Annotated in this window: 17 protein-coding genes and 1 pseudogene; 8 read left to right on the top strand and 10 right to left on the bottom strand. The window is 71.6% G+C overall.

Going from position 1 to position 17,937, the window contains the following annotated elements; genetic code table 11:
- Positions 1 to 33: 33 nt before the first annotated feature.
- The gene (hisI, locus tag ACPXB1_RS17290; protein ID WP_355593205.1) at positions 34 to 465 is read right to left on the bottom strand and encodes a phosphoribosyl-AMP cyclohydrolase; all 432 of its coding nucleotides are present in this window, start codon (positions 463 to 465) and stop codon (positions 34 to 36) included.
- 168 nt (positions 466 to 633) lie between these two features.
- A pseudogene (locus tag ACPXB1_RS17285) lies at positions 634 to 1,464 on the bottom strand (hypothetical protein); the annotation flags it as partial.
- A 29-nt stretch (positions 1,465 to 1,493) separates the two neighbouring features.
- Here ACPXB1_RS17285 and ACPXB1_RS17280 point away from each other — a divergent pair.
- Genes ACPXB1_RS17280 through ACPXB1_RS17270 form a run of 3 tightly spaced genes read left to right on the top strand, consistent with a single transcriptional unit; the run spans position 1,494 to position 3,714 of the window.
- Positions 1,494 to 2,264, top strand: coding sequence for an ABC transporter ATP-binding protein (locus ACPXB1_RS17280; RefSeq protein WP_355630471.1), 771 nt, complete (start codon positions 1,494 to 1,496; stop codon positions 2,262 to 2,264).
- Positions 2,261 to 3,016 (top strand): ABC transporter permease, encoded by a 756-nt coding sequence (locus ACPXB1_RS17275; RefSeq protein ID WP_355592951.1) that lies wholly within the window; start codon positions 2,261 to 2,263, stop codon positions 3,014 to 3,016. Before ACPXB1_RS17280 ends, ACPXB1_RS17275 begins: the two co-directional genes overlap by 4 nt.
- Positions 3,017 to 3,069: 53 nt before the next feature.
- On the top strand, positions 3,070 to 3,714 hold the full coding sequence (locus ACPXB1_RS17270) for a TetR family transcriptional regulator (RefSeq protein WP_425735516.1): 645 nt from the start codon (positions 3,070 to 3,072) through the stop codon (positions 3,712 to 3,714).
- A gap of 33 nt (positions 3,715 to 3,747) precedes the next feature.
- Here ACPXB1_RS17270 and ACPXB1_RS17265 read toward each other — a convergent pair whose 3' ends face one another.
- From ACPXB1_RS17265 to ACPXB1_RS17255, 3 genes are all read right to left on the bottom strand, one after another.
- On the bottom strand, positions 3,748 to 4,497 hold the full coding sequence (locus ACPXB1_RS17265; protein ID WP_355592955.1) for a DUF2470 domain-containing protein: 750 nt from the start codon (positions 4,495 to 4,497) through the stop codon (positions 3,748 to 3,750).
- An 80-nt stretch (positions 4,498 to 4,577) separates the two neighbouring features.
- Positions 4,578 to 6,359, bottom strand: coding sequence for an ABC transporter ATP-binding protein (locus tag ACPXB1_RS17260; protein ID WP_425735515.1), 1,782 nt, complete (start codon positions 6,357 to 6,359; stop codon positions 4,578 to 4,580).
- A gap of 115 nt (positions 6,360 to 6,474) precedes the next feature.
- The gene (locus ACPXB1_RS17255; protein ID WP_355592959.1) at positions 6,475 to 8,364 is read right to left on the bottom strand and encodes an ABC transporter ATP-binding protein; all 1,890 of its coding nucleotides are present in this window, start codon (positions 8,362 to 8,364) and stop codon (positions 6,475 to 6,477) included.
- A gap of 162 nt (positions 8,365 to 8,526) precedes the next feature.
- Between ACPXB1_RS17255 and ACPXB1_RS17250 the strand changes: the two genes are divergently transcribed.
- From ACPXB1_RS17250 to ACPXB1_RS17240, 3 genes are all read left to right on the top strand, one after another.
- Positions 8,527 to 9,156, top strand: a complete 630-nt coding sequence (locus ACPXB1_RS17250) for a TIGR03085 family metal-binding protein (protein WP_355592961.1) — start codon at positions 8,527 to 8,529, stop codon at positions 9,154 to 9,156.
- A gap of 324 nt (positions 9,157 to 9,480) precedes the next feature.
- Positions 9,481 to 10,236, top strand: a complete 756-nt coding sequence (locus tag ACPXB1_RS17245) for a terpene synthase family protein (RefSeq protein WP_355592963.1) — start codon at positions 9,481 to 9,483, stop codon at positions 10,234 to 10,236.
- Between the two features lie 138 nt (positions 10,237 to 10,374).
- Entirely contained in the window at positions 10,375 to 12,201 is a 1,827-nt protein-coding gene (locus tag ACPXB1_RS17240) for an AMP-dependent synthetase/ligase (protein WP_425735514.1), read from the top strand.
- Between the two features lie 102 nt (positions 12,202 to 12,303).
- Here the strand turns inward: ACPXB1_RS17240 and ACPXB1_RS17235 are convergent, their stop codons facing one another.
- Positions 12,304 to 13,761: a PLP-dependent aminotransferase family protein gene (locus ACPXB1_RS17235; protein WP_355592967.1), complete on the bottom strand. Its 1,458-nt coding sequence runs from the start codon at positions 13,759 to 13,761 to the stop codon at positions 12,304 to 12,306.
- Between the two features lie 59 nt (positions 13,762 to 13,820).
- Between ACPXB1_RS17235 and ACPXB1_RS17230 the strand changes: the two genes are divergently transcribed.
- Together ACPXB1_RS17230 and ACPXB1_RS17225 are read left to right on the top strand one after the other, a co-directional pair.
- Positions 13,821 to 14,492, top strand: coding sequence for a YczE/YyaS/YitT family protein (locus ACPXB1_RS17230; protein ID WP_355630467.1), 672 nt, complete (start codon positions 13,821 to 13,823; stop codon positions 14,490 to 14,492).
- 100 nt (positions 14,493 to 14,592) lie between these two features.
- The gene (locus tag ACPXB1_RS17225) at positions 14,593 to 15,054 is read left to right on the top strand and encodes a hypothetical protein (protein WP_355592970.1); all 462 of its coding nucleotides are present in this window, start codon (positions 14,593 to 14,595) and stop codon (positions 15,052 to 15,054) included.
- A 6-nt stretch (positions 15,055 to 15,060) separates the two neighbouring features.
- On the opposite strand, the gene hisF is transcribed toward ACPXB1_RS17225, so the two are convergent.
- From hisF to ACPXB1_RS17205, 4 genes are all read right to left on the bottom strand, one after another.
- Complete coding sequence (gene hisF, locus ACPXB1_RS17220; protein WP_355592972.1) at positions 15,061 to 15,828, bottom strand: imidazole glycerol phosphate synthase subunit HisF; 768 nt, start codon at positions 15,826 to 15,828, stop codon at positions 15,061 to 15,063.
- Between the two features lie 72 nt (positions 15,829 to 15,900).
- Complete coding sequence (locus ACPXB1_RS17215) at positions 15,901 to 16,899, bottom strand: NADP-dependent oxidoreductase (protein ID WP_425735513.1); 999 nt, start codon at positions 16,897 to 16,899, stop codon at positions 15,901 to 15,903.
- Between the two features lie 49 nt (positions 16,900 to 16,948).
- On the bottom strand, positions 16,949 to 17,380 hold the full coding sequence (locus ACPXB1_RS17210) for an organic hydroperoxide resistance protein (protein WP_355592976.1): 432 nt from the start codon (positions 17,378 to 17,380) through the stop codon (positions 16,949 to 16,951).
- Positions 17,381 to 17,385: 5 nt separating this feature from the next.
- Positions 17,386 to 17,832 carry a MarR family winged helix-turn-helix transcriptional regulator gene (locus ACPXB1_RS17205; protein WP_355630461.1) on the bottom strand — a complete coding sequence of 149 codons (447 nt, stop codon included), beginning with the start codon at positions 17,830 to 17,832 and terminating at the stop codon, positions 17,386 to 17,388.
- Between the last annotated feature and the right edge of the window lie 105 nt (positions 17,833 to 17,937).

The raw sequence follows: 17,937 nt of genomic DNA, 5'->3' as shown, positions 1-17,937 counted from the left end.
TCGCGACCGCGCAGCCGCGCCGCACGCGCGTGGTCACAGCTCCTCCGGGCTGGTGACGGGCAGCTCGGTGAAGAAGCAGGTCCGCTGCCCGGTGTGGCAGGCGGCGCCCACCTGCTCCACGGTTACCAGCAGCGCGTCGCCGTCGCAGTCCAGGGCGACCGAGCGGACGTACTGGTGGTGCCCTGAGGTGGCGCCCTTGACCCAGTATTCGCGGCGGCTGCGTGACCAGTAGGTGGCCCGGCCGGTGGTGAGGGTGCGGTGCAGCGCCTCGTCGTCCATCCAGGCGACCATCAGCACATCGCCGGAGTCGTGGGCGCGGACCACCGCGGCGACGAGGCCGTCGGCGTTGCGGCGCAGCCGGGCCGCGATGGCCGGGTCGAGCTGGGTGGGCCGGGCCGGCACGGCAGCCGTCGGGCCGCTCGGATCGCTGGGTACGCCGGTCGCCGGCGCGTCAGGTACGGGCACAGTGACCCATTGTCCTGCACGCGGCGCGGACACTGGCGACGGCTCCCGCCCGGGGCCGACCGGCCGGGCGAGCTGGGCGACGTAGCGGTCCAGCCGGCCGTCGACCAGGGCGTCCGCCAGGTCGGTGCCGGTCACTTCGGCAATCTCCTCGGCGTACGGGCGGATCAACGGCAGGGTGCCGGCCACCAGCCGTACGGCGGCGGTCCAGAGTTGCCCGGTGGTGCCCGGGCGCAGCCCGAGGCAGAGCAGCATGTCGTCCCGGTAGCCGGGCGGGGCGACCGGCAGTTCCAGGGCCGCCGCGAACGCCGCGCGGCGGGAGGCCACCCGCACCGAGGGGTTCGCCGGGCGCAGCACCGACGGGCACAGCCGCGCCAGGTCGGCCACGGCGAGCCGGACACCGAGGCGGTCGGCGGCGGCCCGCGCGGCGGCGGCCTTGCCGAGCACGGCGATCAGTTCCTCCAGCCGGGGCGGTTCGGCGGGCTGGCAGAGCACCGGCAGGTCGATCCGGGGCCGCCAGTGCGGGTCGGCCCAGAGCAGCCGGGCCGGTGTGGTGACCGGAAGTCCGAACGCCCAGTCGGCCGGCTCGCCGAGCCGGTGCACCCAGGAGCGGACATCGCGGGCGGCCACCGAGACGTGGGTGACGCGGCCGGCAGTCTCGGCCAGGTACGCGCGGCGCGCCGCGTAGGGGGCGCCGCCGACGAGCACGTCGAGGTCGACGTCGCTGTGGGCGGTGGCGGTCCGGCGGGCGTGACTGCCGCGCAGCAGGATGCCGACGACCGGCCGGTCGGCGGCCTGCCGCAACCGTGCGGCCCAGTCCTCAAGGAACCCGCTGTGCGGTAACGGAGCGTGACCCACCGCGCCATCGTGCCGTACGTCCGTTCGGTGCGCAATGCCCGATGGCGGACCTGCTGTCCGGTCCGGAGCGTACTGCCCGTTCTTCCGTTGGGCGCGGTAGGCCGCATTGCGTGGGCTCGATATCTCATCTAGCGTTGAGTTCATCGGGTGTTGAATTTCATCGGAGGTACGGAATGACCGACGCGATAGCGGTCCGTGACCTGGTGGTCGACCGGGGCGGCCGGCGGGTGCTCGACGGCATCAGCTGCGCCGTTCCGCGCGGCGCCGTCACCGGGCTGCTCGGCCCCAGCGGCAGCGGCAAGACCACGTTCCTGCGCGCGGTGGTCGGCGTGCAGGTGGTCACGTCCGGGACGGTGACCGTGCTGGGCCAGCCGGCTGGCGCTCCCGCGCTGCGGCACCAGGTCGGCTACCTCACCCAGGCGCCGAGCGTCTACGCCGACCTGACCGTGCGCGAGAACGCCCGCTACTTCGCCGCCCTGCACGGACGCGGTCGCGCCGAGGCGGACCAGGCGGTCACCGATGTCGGGCTGGCCGCCGCGGCCACCCAACTCGTCGGCACCCTCTCCGGCGGCCAGCGCAGTCGGGCTTCCCTGGCCTGCGCCCTGGTCGGCGACCCGGAGCTTGTCATCCTCGACGAGCCGACAGTCGGCCAGGACCCGGTGCTGCGCGCCGACCTGTGGGCCCGGTTCCACGCGATGGCCGCCGCCGGCACCACCCTGCTGGTGTCCAGCCACGTGATGGACGAGGCGGCGCGCTGCGACCGGCTGCTGCTGATCCGCGCGGGACGGCTGATCGCCGACGACAGTCCGGCAGCCATCCGCGCGTCCGCCGGGGTGGACGACCTCGACGAGGCGTTCCTGCGGCTGATCCGCGCCGAGGAGGCCCGCTCCGGCCCGGCGGAAACCCTCGGCCGGACCTCGGGCACCGGACGGGAGGCGTCGTGAACCCGCGGATCCTGGCGGCCACCACCGGTCGCATCCTGCGCCAGCTCCGGCACGACCGGCGCACCATCGCGCTGCTCCTTGTGGTTCCGACCGCCCTGCTCACCCTCGTCTACTTCATGTACGTTGACCAGCCGACCCCGCCCGGGCAACCGTCCACGTTCGACCGGGTCGCGCTGGTGATGCTCGGCATCTTCCCCTTTGTGATCATGTTCCTGGTGACAAGCATCGCCATGCTCCGGGAACGTGCCTCCGGCACCCTGGAGCGCCTGCTCACCACCCCGCTGGGCAAGCTCGACCTGCTGTTCGGGTACGGCATCGCGTTCGGGCTGGCAGCTGCCGTGCAGGCCACGATCGCCGCCGCGGTGGCGTACTGGATCTTTGATCTGGAGACGGCCGGCAGCAGCGGTCTGGTGATCGGCATCGCGGTCGTCGACGCCGTGCTCGGTGTCGCCCTCGGCCTGCTCTGCAGCGCCTTCGCCCGCACCGAGTTCCAGGCAGTACAGTTCCTGCCGGTCGTGGTGATCCCCCAACTGCTGCTGTGCGGCCTGTTCGTGGCCCGTGACCAGATGGCCGGCTGGCTCCAGGCGCTCAGTAACGTCTTCCCCCTGTCGTACGCCGTCGAGGCGTTGCAGGAGGTCGGCGCGCACGCCGAACCGACCGGCACGATGTGGCGGGACGTGGCGGTGGTGCTCGGCGCGGTGGTGTTGGCGTTGGTGCTCGCGGCGGCCACCCTGCGCCGACGTACCGGCTGAGACCTGCGCGGCCGTGGTGCGGCTGCGCCTGTGGAAACAAACGAAGGGCGACGATGACGCGGCGAACCGGTCGGCGACCCGGCAACCCGGGCACCCGGGAGGCGATCCTCGACGCGGCGCGCACGGCGTTCGCCGAGCGTGGCTTCGACGTCGCCTCGATCCGTGCCATCGCCAGCGCGGCGGGGGTCGACCCGGCGCTTGTGCATCACTACTTCGGCAGCAAGGATCAGCTGTTCATCGCCGCGATGAACTTCCCGGTCGACCCCGGTCAACTGGTGCCGACGGTGCTCGCCGGCGACGAGGACGGCGTCGGCGAGCGGCTGGTGCGCAACTTCCTCGGCGTGTGGGACTCCCCGGCCGGCAGTGCCGCGCAGGCGCTGCTGCGCTCCGCCGTGAGCAACGAGTGGACCGCCCGCCTGCTGCGCGAATTCGTCACCACCCAGGTGCTGCGGCGGGTGCTGGAGCAGCTTGACGTCGACAGGGACGAGCTGCCGCTGCGCGGTTCCCTGGTGGCCACCCAGATGATCGGCCTGGCCCTGATGCGCCACGTCGTCCGGATGGAGCCGGTCGCCTCGGCGGACCCGGAGACCCTTGTCGCGGCCATCGGCCCGACCATCCAGCGGTACCTGACCGGGCCGCTGCCGACCCCGGCAGGTGGCGGCGGTCATGGGAAGCCCCCGGGCCCGCTGCCGGCGTAGACACCGAGCAGGAGTACGGGTACGGCCGGCCGGTCAGCGGGGCGGACGCGCCTCGGCCCGACGGCGCAACGTCGGAAGCAGCCCGTCCAGCTCGTCCGGGCCGTCCACCGGGCACGGGAAGGCCAACCGGATGCGACGCCGGGCGGCGGGACGGCCGAGGGCGACCACCAGGCCGTACCGGTCGATGCGCACCACGCGCGGCGGCCCGCCCGGTGTCTGCTCGGTCAATCCGAGCTGCTGACGCAGGTAGTCGGTCACCTCGGCGGCGTCACGGTCGGCGAGGTCGGCCAGGAGCAGGGCCTCCACCGGGTGCACCGGGTCCGGTTCCGCCTCGGCGTATTCCCCCGGGTCGATCCGCCGTACGACGCCCGCCTGCTCCCAGCGGACCTCGGCCACCTCGAAGCGGAACAGCCGGAACCGGGTCCCCACGTCGAGCAGGTCACCTGTCGGCTCGACAGCGGCGAAGTCGACAGCCGCGCGGCGCGCCTCGTCGCCGTGCAGTTCACCGGCCCAACCGGACACCCATGCCCGACCCAACCCCGGAGCGCCGGCCGCCGGTGGCAGGTCGAGCACGTCGAGGACCACTGCGACCTCGGCGCTTCCGCCGTCAGGCTGCAACGCGGCGGCGAGGTGGCTGGCAACCGGCACCAGCAGCAGTACCCGCCCGTCCGGGTCGGTCACGTGCCGGGCGTGGTGCGGGCCCGGTCGGTGGGCCAGGTGGATGAGACCGGGCAGCCGACCGGCGACGAGAGTACGCACGGTCTCGGCAGGGCTGGGCCGCATAGGGAGACCCCCTTCGGAGGTTAGGCTTACCTAACCCGGAGCGTAGAGCACCCAGCCCACCACGTCCACCTACGCCTCCGCTACCGGGTCTGCTCCAGCCAGGACGCGTACAGCAGGCCGTAGACCGACTCGGCATCCCGGACCAACTCGTCATGCGCGCCGCGCTGCACGATCCGCCCCCGGTCCACCACGATCACCTCGTCGGCAGCCTGCGCCGTGGAGAGCCGGTGCGCGATCGCGAGCGTCGTACGACCCCGCGTCACGGCGTCCAACGTCCGTTGCAGACGCACCTCCGTCGCCGGGTCCACAGCGCTCGTCGCCTCGTCGAGCACCAGCAGATCCGGATCCGCCACGTACGCCCGCGCCAACGCCACCAACTGCCGCTCCCCCACGCTGAGCGCCTCACCACGCTCACCGACCGGAGTGTCCAGGCCCGCCGGCAGACCGTCCAGCCAGTCCGCCAGGCCCAACTCGGTGAACGCCGCAGCGAGCTGCTCGTCGGTCAACTCCGGCCGAGCGAACCGGACATTTTCCCCCACCGTCGCGTCGAAGAGGAACCCGTCCTGCGGCACCATCACCACCCGGGATCGCAGCGAGTCGAACCGGACCTCCGACAGCGGCACCCCGGACAGCAGCACCGCCCCGGCCGACGGGTCCATCAGACGCGTCAGCAGCTTCGCGAACGTCGTCTTGCCGCTGCCGGTCTCACCCACCACCGCCACGCGACTCTTCGCAGCGATCTCCAGATCGATGTCGTGCAGCACCGGCGGGCCACCCGGATAGGCGAACCGCACCCCGGCGAACCGGATGTCCAACGGGCCGCCCGGCAGATCCCGACCCTGCTCCCCCGGGTCGGCCACGTCCGGAGCGACGTCCAGCACGTCCAACACCCGCCGCCAACCAGCGATCGCGTTCTGCGCCTCGTTCAACACCTCGGTGGCGATCTGCACCGGCTGGATGAACAACGTCACCAGGAACAGGAACGCCGTCAACTGGCCGATCGACAGCGTGCCGTCCACACCCAGCGTCACCCCGAGCACCACAACGCCGGCCAACGCCACACCGGCCGCCAACTCACCCACCGAGCTGCCCACGATGCTGATCCGGATCGCCCGCTGCTGCGCCACACGCTGACTGTCGATCGCGTCGTCCAACCGCCGCGCCGTACGCCCCGCGATGCCGTACGCCCGGATCACCGGCGCGCCCACCACACTCTCGCCGATCGCGCCCAGCAACGTGCCGGTGCGCTGACGCACCATCGCGTACGCCGCACCGAGGCGGCGCTGCAACTGCCGGATGATGAACACCGCAGGCAGGAACGCCACCAACACCACAACCGTCAACTGCCAGGAGTACGCAAGCATGACGGCCGTCGTCACCACCAGCTGACCCAGGTTGACGAGCAGGATCACCCCGCCCCACTGGAGGAACTGGGTGATCTGGTCGACGTCGCTCGTCACCCGGGACACCAGCGAACCGCGCCGCTCCGACTGCTGGTGCAGCATCGACAGGTCGTGCACGTGCCGGAACGCCCGCGTCCGCACGTTCGCCAACGCCGTCTCGCTGACAGTGAACAGCCGCCGCATCATCAGGTAACCGCAGAGCGTGGTGACCGTGAGGATCGCCGCGGTGATCGCCACCACCGACCAGATCACGGTCAGGTTCAAACCACCGACGATGCCCCGGTCGATGCCCTGCTGCACGGCGACCGGCACAGCCACCCGACCCACCATGTAGACCAACGCCAGGGCCAGCGTGCCAGCCAACCCCGTCCGCAGCTCCGGAGACAGCGCCAGGCCACGCCGCAGCGTCTGCCAGGTCGTCTCCGACTTCGCCGCCCGCTCATCCGTCTGCGCAGTCACCGGGCCGACCTTTCGTTCGCGACTGCGGGGCTCCGCTTCGCTGCACTCCTCGCGCTCACCGGGGCCGACCTTTCGTTCGCGACTGCGGGGCTCCGCTTCGCTGCACTCCTCGCACTCACCGGGTCGACCTCTCGTTTTCGATCTCCAAGCCCGACGGCAGCGGCGCCACCTCGTCGTACGTGCGCTCCTGCGCCCGTTCGACCTCCGCCTGCTCGTACGCGGTCACCAGATCCGCGTACCCGGGGACCGTGGCCAGCAACTCGGTGTGCGTGCCCCGGGCCACCACCCGGCCCTGCTCGACGTAGATCACCTCGTCGGCCAGCGCGATGGTCGCCCGGCGGTACGCGACGACAAGGATCGACGCCACCGCCGCTCCCGGCTCACCCGCCGACGAGCGCAGACCCGCCAGGATTGCCGCCTCCACCCGGGGATCCACGGCGCTCGTCGCGTCGTCGAGCACCAGCAGACGCGGGCTCCCCGCCAGCGCGCGGGCAAGCGTGAGCCGCTGTCGCTGCCCGCCGGACAGCGAGGTGCCGCGCTCGCCGACCATTGTGTCGAGGCCTTCGGGCAGCGCCGCGACGAAACCGTCCGCCTCGGCCAGCCGCAGCGCCGCCCAGACCACCTCGTCGTCGATGCCCGGCCGGTCGAGGGCGATGTTGGCCCGTACGGTGTCGTCGAAGACGAACGGCACCTGCGCCACCAGGGCGACAGTGCTCGCCAGCGAGGCGGCGGTCAGGTCCCGCACGTCCACACCGTCCAGCTGCACCGTGCCGGAGTCCGGGTCGACAAGGCGCACCGCAAGCGAGGCGATTGTGGACTTACCGGAGCCGGTGGGCCCCACCAGGGCCACAGTGCGGCCGGCGGGCACTGTGAAGCCGACAGCGCCGAGCACCTTCGCGCCGGTCTGGTGCGCCTCCGCCGGCGGGTACGAGAAGTGCACGTCCGTGAAGGTGAGCGTGGCCGGGCCGGAGGTTGCCGGATCGAGCACGCGGGACCCGTACGGCATCTCGCCGGTGGCGTCGAGCACCCGGCGGACCCGGTCCCAGCCGGCGACGCTGCGCGGCAGTTCGGCAAGCACCCAGCCGATGGCCCGCACCGGGAACGCCAGCACCGTGAAGAGGAAGGCAACGCTCACCAACTCGGTCACACTGATTGCGCCCTGGCGCAGCCGGAACGCCCCGACCACCAGCACCGCCAGGGTGCCGAGGCTGGGCAGTGTCTCCAGCAGCGGGTCGAAGACACCCCGCAGGCGGCCGACCGCGATCAGCGCGTCCCGCAGCTCTCCGGCCCGACCGGCGAACCGGGTGGTCTCCTGCGCCTCGCGGCCCATCGTCTTGACCACAAGCGCGCCGTCGAAGCTCTCGTGGGCGATCTCGCTGACCTCGGCGCGCAGCCGCTGCGCCCGGGCCTGCCGGGGCGCCATCCGGCGTGAATAGACCACGTTGAGCGCGAACAGCGCGGGAAAGACCGCGAGGCCGACCAGGGCGAGCGCCCAGTCGGTGGCGAACAGCGAGACGATCGCGCCGACAAGCATCACCAACGTGCCGACGGCGAACGGCAGTGGCGCGATCGGATACCAGGCCGCCTCCACATCGGAGTTGGCGTTGGACAGCAGGGTGCCTGTGGCGTTGCGGTGGTGCCACGACAGCGGCAGGTCAAGGTACCGGCGGGTGACCCGCCGGCGGTAGGCGGCCTGAAGCCGGTACTGCATGTAACCGGCGCCGAGCCGACGCCCGAAGATCCCCACCACCCGCAGCACGCTGATGCCGAAGAGCGCCACAGCGGCCAGCGCCAGCGTGCCGGCCGCCACCTCGCCGCGGGCGATGGCCGGCACCACCACGTCACCGACAACCGCGCCCACCACGAACGCGCTGGCGATGACCATCCCGCCGAACAGCACGCTGCCGAGCACGGCCACCGCGAAAATGCGTGGCTGTTCCCGGATGGCCTGCCGGAGGACTCCGAGCCCCCGGCCGAGTACGTCCCGACTTGTTCCGCTCGCCACGCTCTCCCCCGCCGTAAGCCACAATTATCTCCCTCATCCTTACCGGTAGCCACCGACACCGACGACCCGGACCGGATATGTCGACAGTCACGCACCGGACGGCGCACCAGGCGCTGAGCTGCTCGACGGGCGGTGCACGGCATCCGGGCCTACGATCGGGCCATGCCGCGATACGCCCGAGCCGAGCGCCAGTCGCTGGCCGATCTCCTACTGGCCCTCGGGCCGGACGCGCCGACGATCAACGAGGGCTGGGCGACCCGTGACCTCGCCGCGCACCTGGTGCTGCGTGAGCGCCGACCGGACGCGGCCGGCGGACTCCTGCTGCCGCCGCTTCGCGCGTACGCCGAGCGGGTCCGCCTCCAGATCGCGGCCCGGCCCTACCCGGAACTGGTGGCGCAGGTGCGCCGACCGCCGGTGTGGAGCCCGGTCAGCAACCCGTTGACAGACGAGCTGGTGAACACGGTGGAGTTCTTCATCCACCACGAGGACGTCCGGCGGGCGGCGCCGGGATGGCAGCCGCGAGAGTTGTCCAACGGCCTGGAGGCAACGCTCTGGAAGCGGGCCGCCCCACTTGCCCGCATGAGGCTGCGCCGTTTCCCCGCCGACCTGTACGTCCAGGCGCCCGGCTACGGCGAGATCTCCACCGGCCGCGGTGGCGAGCCGCTGCGGTTGGTGGGCGCTCCGGGCGAGCTGACGCTGTTCCTCTCCGGCCGGCAGCGGGTGGCCCGGGTTCAGCTGGACGGGCCTGCGGCGTCGGCGCAGCAACTGCGCAACGCCAGCCTGGGCATGTGACCGTCTGTACTGAATCGGTCACGAAACTTCCACGGAATTGCGCACGCGGGAGCGATGCGGAACGATACCTCCTCCCGTACGCTTCAGCGCGCCGTTCCGCGCCGGGGCGGCATGAAGTGGGGGCGGAGCATGCGCAGTTTCGCGATTTCGGCGCTACGGGAACCTTCCTTTGTGGGAGGGCGCCATAAGGCCACAGATCGGGTGGCGGTCGAGAGCGTCAAGTGGGCGCGAACGTTCGGGCTGGTCGATTCCGGACATCGGGTTAACCGATTGCAACAGGCGGATGCCGCCGGCCTAGCCGGCCGGGCCTGCCCAGACGGACCAGTGGAGGGAGTCCGACTACTCACCGACCTGATCTCCTGGCTCTTCGTCATGGATGACGCCTGCGACGAGGACGGTCTCGGGACCGACCCTGGCCGCTTGGCGCCGGCCATCGGGGCACTCCTCGACGTGCTGGACCAGTGCGGCGATCCGGCCGCACGACCGCCGACCGAGGCCGGCGCGCTGGGCGCGGCACTGCACGACCTGTGCCGCCGGACCCGGGCGCAGGGCCGCTCGGCGCTGCTGCTGCGGTTCGTCAGCCAGTTGCGGGAGTATCTGCTGGCGCTGCTCTGGGAGGCGACCAACCGGGAACGCCAACGGGTCCCGGGGGTCACCGAGTACGTCCAGCTGCGGCGTCACATCGGCGGCGTCCACCCCTGCCTCACCCTGACCGACCTGGCGTCGGGTCGACCGCCGGGGCCGACACGACGTGCCGATCCGGCGCTGACCGCCCTGGATCTGCTGGCCGTGGACCTGATCTGCTGGTGCAACGACCTGTTCTCCTACGGCAAGGAGAGCCGGGCAGACCCGGACGCGCACAATCTGGTGACCGTGATCGCCCAGGAGGGCGGCCTGGACGAGGCGGACGCGTTACGGGCCGCCGCGGACCGCTTCAACCGAGGGCTGGCGGCGTACCTGGACGCGGAGGAGGCGCTGCTGGCCAGCGGTGACGACGCACTGCACGAGCCGCTCGCCTCCCGACGCAACTGGGTTCGTGCCACCTACGACTGGTCAGTCATGGCTGCCCGGTACGCCTGATCGTCGGTACCGGTTGGTGGGACGGGGACAGCCGGATGATCTCCAGGGCTAGCCGATGCCTGGTGAGAGGCAATACTCTTCGGTAACCGTTATGACGTGACGCCCGTCACGCCACCACCCCCGAAGGCGGCTACAGCGATGGCTCTCGATGTACCGTACCGCTCCATCCCGGACATGTTCCTCAAGCGCGTGGCAGCGACCCCCGACCGCCACGCCTTCGCGTCCCCACTGCCCGACGACTCGGGCCCGAACTGGCTGACCTGGGAGCAGGTCGGTCAGCGCGCCAAGGCGGTCGCCGCCGGCCTGCACGCGCTCGGCGTCGGCCAGGAGGATCCGGTCGCGATCCTCGCCAACACCCGGCTCGACTGGGTGATCGCCGACCTCGGCATCATGTGTGCCGGCGGGGCGACCACCACCGTCTATCCGACCACCGAGCCGGGAGACGCGACGTTCATCATCGCGGACTCCGGCTCGCGGGTGCTCTTCGCGGAGAACCCCGCCCAGGCGGCCAAGATCGCGGGTGCTGACCTGCCCGCACTGACCCACGTCGTGCTCTTCGACGGTGCCGCCGACCCCGCCGCTGCGGTGCCGCAGCTCACCCTCGCCGAGTTGGAGCAGCGCGGCGAAGCCGCGTTGGCCGCCGAGCCGGATCTGATCGACATGCTGGTGGCCGGCATCGGCCCGGACCACCTGGCCACCCTGATCTACACCTCCGGCACCACAGGTCAACCCAAGGGCGTCGAGCTGCTGCACGGCGGCTGGTGCTGGGAGGCCGTGGCACAGGCCGAGGTCGGGCTGCTGCGCGACGACGACCTCCAGTACCTGTGGCTGCCACTGGCCCACTCGTTCGGCAAGACCCTGCTCTGCGGCGCCATCCACGTCGGGCTGCCCACCTACGTCGACGGGCGGGTGGACAAGCTGGTCGACCTGTTGGCGGTGATCCGCCCGACGCTGATGTGCGGCGCTCCCCGGGTGTTCGAGAAGGTCTACAACAAGGCGGTGACCACCGCGCAGGGCGCCGGCGGCGCGAAGGCGAAGATCTTCGCCTGGGGCGTCCGGGTCGGCAAGGAGAAGGTGGCCCTGGAGCAGGCCGGCAAGCCGGTGCCCGGCGGGCTCAAGCTGCGCTACGGGCTGGCCGAGAAGCTGGTGTTCAGCAAGCTCCAGGCCCGCCTGGGCGGCCGGATGCGTGTGCTCGTCTCCGGTGCCGCTCCGCTCAGCCCGGAGATCGCCACCTTCTTCGCCGCCGCAAACCTGCCGATCTCCGAGGGCTACGGCCTGACCGAGACCAGCGCCGGCAACTTCGTCAACCCGCCGTCGGGGCTGCGGATCGGCACTGTCGGCCGGGCGATGGGCGACCTGGAGTGCCGGATCGACACCGACGGCGAGATCCTGGTGCGCGGTCGGCCGGTGATGCGGGGCTACCACAACCTGCCGGAGGAGACCGCCGCCGCGTTCACCGAGGACGGCTTCTTCCGTACCGGCGACATCGGCACCCTCGACGAGCAGGGCTACCTGCAGATCACCGACCGCAAGAAGGACCTGGTCAAGACCTCGGGCGGCAAGTACATCGCGCCGTCGCACATCGAGGGCATGTTCAAGGCGATCTGCCCGTACACCTCGCAGGCGGTCGTCGTCGGCCAGGCCCGCAACTTCTGCACGATGCTCGTCACGCTGGACCCGGACGCGATCCAGGGCTGGGTCGCCGGCGGCCCGCTGGAGGGCCGCAGCTACACCGAGATCGTGACCTCGCAGGAGGCACAGACGATGGTCGAGGAGTACGTCGCCCAGCTCAACGCGAAGCTCAACCGCTGGGAGACGATCAAGAAGGTGGCGATCCTGCCGCGTGACCTGACAATCGAGGACGGCGAGATCACCCCGTCGTTGAAGATCAAGCGTCGTGGAGTGGAGAGCAACTTCTCCGCCGAGATCGACAAGATGTACGCCGGCACCCTCGCCGAGCTGTGAGTCGACCGTCGGTGGCGCCGTACCCACTCGGGTGCGGCGCCATCGGCGTCTCAGCCGGCACGGCATCACCGGCGTCTCGGCCGGCACGGGCGGTAGGCGGGCTCAGGCGATGACGGCCGGCTCCCGCCAGCGTTGCCGGCCAGCGCGGTCAAGGTCGTAGCGGACCGCGGCGATCCGCCCCACGGCCTCCACGAGGTCGGCGGCGGGCAGTGTGAACGGCAGCCGCAGGAACCGTTCCAACGTGCCGTCGAGACCGAACCGGGGGCCCGGCGCCAACCGGACTCCGACCTCCTCGGCGGCCCGGGCCAGCGCGCTGGAGACCGGGCCGTCCAGCTCGGCCCACAACGTCACGCCGCCGCGCGGAACGTTCACCCGCCAGTCCGGCAGCCGGTGCGCCAGCGCGCCGAGCAACGCGTCGCGCTGGGCGGCGAGCTGGACCCGACGGTCCGCGACGATTGCCGCCGCGTCGGCGAGCAGGTGTACGGCGACCAGTTGGTCGAGCACCGGGCTGGACATGTCCACGCCGACCCGGACGGCGGCCAGTCGCTGCACCTGCGGGGCGGAGGCGCGGACCCAGCCGATCCGTAGACCACCCCAGTACGGCTTGCTCATCCCGCCGATGCTGACCACCCGGGAGTGCCTGTCGAACGCTGCCATCGGCGGGGGCAGCTCGGTGCCGTCCAACGGCAAATCCACGAAGGACTCGTCGACGATCAGGTCGGTGCCGACGGCGTGGGCGGCGGACACCACCTGTTCGCGTAGCGCGGACGGCATCAGATGCCCGGTCGGGTTCTGGAACTCCGGGATCAGGTAGGCCAGCTTGGGCCGGGTCTGCCGCAGGCTGCCCAGCAGCAGGTCGGCCTCCCAACCGCCGGCGTCGAGGGACAGCCCGTGGGTGGTGATCCGGGCTCGCCGGCCGGACAGGGCGGCGAGCGCGTTGGGGTAGGTCGGTGACTCGACGAGCACGCTCCCGCCGGGCGGCAGGGCGAGCCGCAGCACCAGGTCCAGGGCGTGCTGGGTGCCGCTGGTGACCATGATCTGGTCGGCCGAGGTGGGCAGGCCCCGGGCGGTGTAGCCGTCGGCCACCGCCTCGCGCAGCTCGATGATCCCGGTGGGGTGGTAGCCGGCGCCGCCCAGGTAGCGGGGCAGGTCCTCGGTGGCGGCGCGGGCCGCGCCGAGCAGCTGCGGCGGGGCGGCGAGCGCGGCGACACCGAGGTCGATCATCTCCCGGTCGTCCACCGGAGTCCACAGCCCGGTGCTCGCGACGCGGTGGTTGGCGGGCAGCATCGTCCAGCTGCCGGCGCCCCGACGGCTGGCAAGGTGCCCGGTCTCGCGTAACTCCCGGTACGCGGCGGTGACAGTGGTACGGCTGATCCGCAGCGCCTCGGCAAGCTCCCGTTCGGCAGGGAGGCGGACGCCCAGCGGCAGTCGGGCGTCGGCGAGCAGACCACGTACGGCACCGGCCAGAGCGGCGTAGTCGGGGCTGCGGCGGCGGCCCGGCAGGGCGTGCCACTGACCGAGCAGTCGGGCCAATTGGATGCCTCGCACCTGACCTGACATGGCCACTCCTCGAATATTGGCCTCTTTCGCCGGGGGGATTGGCACCTAGGGTGGCATGCATGGCACTGATTGGCAATCTGCGGCATCAGCCGGTGCGGCGGCTCACCCAGCTCTACACAGGGCTCGTCCTGTACGGGGTCAGCATGGCCCTGATGATCCGCTCCGGCCTGGGCCTCAACCCCTGGGACGTGTTCCACCAGGGGCTGTCCGAGCTGACCGGGCTCTCCTTCGGCACTGTCACAATCATCGTCGGTGCCCTGGTGCTGCTGCTCTGGATCCCGCTGCGGCAGCGACCCGGCCTGGGCACGGTCAGCAACGTGGTGGTGATCGGCCTCGTCGTGGATGCCACATTGGCCCTGATGCCGGACGGTGGACCGCTGGCCTTGCGGATCGCGCTGCTGATCACCGGGATCGTCGGCAACGGCGCCGCGACCGCCCTCTACCTCGGTGCCCACCTGGGCCCTGGCCCCCGCGACGGGCTGATGACCGGAATGGTGGCCCGCCGGCCCGGTTGGTCGGTACGGCTGGTGCGCACCGTCATCGAGGTCACGGTGCTCGCGCTGGGGTGGCTGCTCGGCGGCACTGTCGGCGTGGGCACCGTCGCGTACGCGCTGGCCATCGGGCCGCTGGCGCAACTGTTCATCCCGCTGTTCGCGGTCCCCGCGCCGGTTCGGCCAGGTGTCACGCGGACCGCTACCGAAGGTGTCGAACCAGTCGCGCCGGCTGGCTGAGCCTCACCGACGGTCACGGGCCGGCACGCAACGGTGGTGTAATAGCGCACTATCGAGGGTAGGTGTTCCCTTCCGCGACGCTCGCCGTCATCATCTCTGCATGGGGGAGAACGGTTGGCGTTGGTCGGACGCCTGGATCTTCGTGTCGCTGGTGATCGCGAGCGGGGCCGGGCGGCACCGTCGGTCGGCGACCAGCCGCCGGCCCGAGGGCGTCCGGCTGGCCGACGTGCTGTCCACAGCCGATCACCTCAACCGGGCGATCCCCGAGCGGCACGAGGTGGAGGCCGCCGTCCAGCGGCTTGTGGGCTCCGGGCTGGTTACCGTCGCCGACGGCTGGTTCCGGATCACCGCCGAGGGCGAGCAGCTCTGGCGTTCCCGGCCGCGCGCCGGGGTGGCGACAATGGTGGACACCGTGCAGGGTGTGCTGAGCCGCCGGCGCGCGCCCGGTCACGCCGACTGGAGCCTGGACGAGGCCGATCACGCGGCGGCCGTGCAGGAGTACGCCGTCCGCTCGATCCCCACGCCCCGCCGGTCACCGGAGGGACACACCGGCGGCCACTGACCGGGCTCAGCGCACCGGGTGACCGCTGCGGCGCAGCGCGTCCTTGACCTCGCCCACGGTCAGCTCACCGAAGTGGAAGACACTGGCGGCGAGCACCGCGTCCGCACCGGCTCCGATCGCCGGCGCGAAGTGCGCCACCTCACCGGCGCCGCCACTGGCCACCACCGGTACGTCCACAACGGCCCGCACCGCGGCGATCAGTTCCAGGTCGAAGCCCGCCTTGGTGCCGTCGGCGTCCATCGAGTTGAGCAGGATCTCCCCCGCGCCCAGCTCGGCGCCCCGCCGCGCCCAGTCCACAGCGTCGACGCCGGTGCCGCGTCGACCGCCGTGCGTGGTGACCTCGAAGCCGCTGGGCGTGCCGCCGGCCGGAGCGCGGCGCACGTCAAGGGAGAGCACGAGCACCTGCCGGCCGAACCGGTCGGCGATCTCGGCGATCAGCTCCGGTCGGGCGATGGCGGCGGTGTTCACGCCGACCTTGTCGGCGCCCGCGCGCAGCAGCGTGTCGACGTCGGCGACCTGCCGGACCCCGCCACCCACAGTCAGCGGGATGAAGACCGACTCGGCGGTGCGGCGGACCACGTCGAGCATGGTGCCCCGGTCGCTGGAGGACGCCGTGACGTCGAGGAAGGTCAGCTCGTCCGCGCCGGCCCGGTCGTAGGCGGCAGCCAACTCCACAGGGTCACCAGCATCGCGCAGGTCGAGGAAGTTGACCCCCTTGACCACCCGTCCGGCGTCCACGTCCAGACACGGGATCACCCGTACCGCCACCGTCATGTCGCCAGCCTATCCTCCGCCCGCGCGACGGCGGCCGGCCCATTCGGGCCGACCGCCGTGAAGAGGTCCCTGTCACAGACGAACGAGCATCTTGCCGAGGTTCTCCCCCCGCAGCAGGCCGAGGAACGCGGCTGGGGCGTTGTCGATGCCGTCGATGATCGTCTCGTCGTAGGAGAGCTGGCCCTCACGCAGCCAGCCCGCTACGTCGCGGACGAACTCCTCGCGCAGGTGGCCGTGATCGTTCACCAGAAAGCCGCGCAGGGTGAGCCGCTTGCCGATGACCATCGCCAGGTTGCGCGGCGCGGCCGGCGGCTCGGTGTCGTTGTACTGCGCGATCATGCCGCAGATGGCGACCCGACCGTGCAGGTTCATCGCCGAGATCGCCGCCTCCAGGTGGTCGCCACCGACGTTGTCGAAGTAGACGTCGATGCCGTCCGGGGCGGCCTCGCGCAGCGATTCGCGGACCGGCCCGTCGTGGTAGTCGAACGCGGCGTCGAAGCCCAGCGCCTTCAGCCGCTGCACCTTGGCGGCCGTACCGGCACTGCCGACCACCCGGCCGGCGCCCTTGAGCTTGGCGATCTGCCCGACCAGACTGCCCACCGAACCGGCCGCGGCGGAGACGAAGACCGTCTCGCCGGGCTTCATCGCCGCGACCTCCAGCAGACCGGCGTACGCGGTCAGGCCGGTCATGCCCAGCACCCCGAGGTACGCACTGACGGGTGCGAGGCTCGGGTCGACCTTGCGGGCGGATCTGGCGCCGAGCACTGCGTACTCCCGCCAGCCCAGGTTGTGCAGGACGGTGTCGCCGACGGCGACGTCGGGCGTCTCGCTGGCCACCACCTCGCCGATCGCGCCGCCGTCGAGTGGCGCGTCGAGGGCGAACGGCGGCACGTACGACTTGACGTCGTTCATCCGTCCCCGCATGTACGGGTCGACGGACATGTACTGGTTGCGGACCACGATCTGGCCCGGGCCGGGCGTCGGCACGTCGGTCTCGACGAGCCGGAAGGTGTCCTCGGTGGGCCAGCCCGCAGGGCGGCTGGCCAGGTGGACCTCGCGGTTGGTGGTCATCAGGTGGGGGTCCTCTCGTCCGCGATCGGGGCCAGGAGATCTGCGGACGTCACGCGGCCAGGGTCTCGCGGACGGTAAGCGTGACGTCGATGTTGCCGCGGGTGGCGTTGGAGTAGGGGCAGACCTGGTGGGCCTGCTCGACGATCTGCTCGGCGGTCTCGCGGCCGACGGCGGGCAGGTCGACGAGGAGCTGCACGGTGAGCCCGAACCCGCCGCTGCCGTTGGGGCCGATGCCGACCTCGGCGTCGACGACCGAGCCGTTCACGTCGGCCTTGGCCCGGCGGGCCACCACCCGCAGGGCGCTGTGGAAGCAGGCCGCGTAGCCGGCGGCGAAGAGCTGCTCGGGGTTGGCGGCGCCACCGGCGCCACCCATCTCCTTCGGCACGGCCAGGTCGAGCGCCAGCGTGCCGTCGGAGGTCTCGACGTGGCCGTCGCGGCCGTCGCCCTTGGCGGTTGCCGACGCGGTGTAGAGAACCTGCATGAGAGTCACTGCTCCTTCTGTCGGTGGATGGTGTCGGTGACCCGGGTGAGGGTGTCGCGCAACGCCACGAGCTCACCGAGGCTCAGCCCGGTGGCCTGCGCGACCCGCAGCGGTACGTCGCAGAGCTGCTCCCGCAGCGCCCTGCCCTGCTCGGTGAGGCCCACCTCGACCCGTCGCTCGTCGCGCGCCGACCGCCGCCGTGCCACCAGGCCCGCCGTCTCCAACCGCTTGAGCAGCGGGGAGAGCGTGCCGGAGTCGAGCCGCAGCTCGGTGCCGAGCTCGGAGACTGTGGGTGCGTCGTCGGGGCGTTCCCAGAGCACCAGCAGCACCAGGTACTGCGGGTAGGTGAGCCCGAACTCGTCGAGGATCGGCCGGTAGACGTCGGTGAGGGCGCGCGACGCGGCGTAGAGCGCGAAGCACACCTGTCGGCGTAACAGCAGATCATCGGTCACCACCGCACCGTAGCCCACAATTAAGTTGTGCACAACCGATCTGCCTGCGGGCGGGCCACGACAATCACCCCTGGGCTGGCCCCGGCGGTCACCGCCGGGGCCCGA

It is taken from the genome of Micromonospora sp. DT68 (genome assembly GCF_049847245.1).
GTDB classification, from domain to species: Bacteria; Actinomycetota; Actinomycetes; order Mycobacteriales; family Micromonosporaceae; genus Micromonospora; species Micromonospora profundi.
The sequence above is the reverse complement of the archived record's forward strand: the minus strand, read 5'-3'. Positions and strand labels throughout refer to the sequence as shown.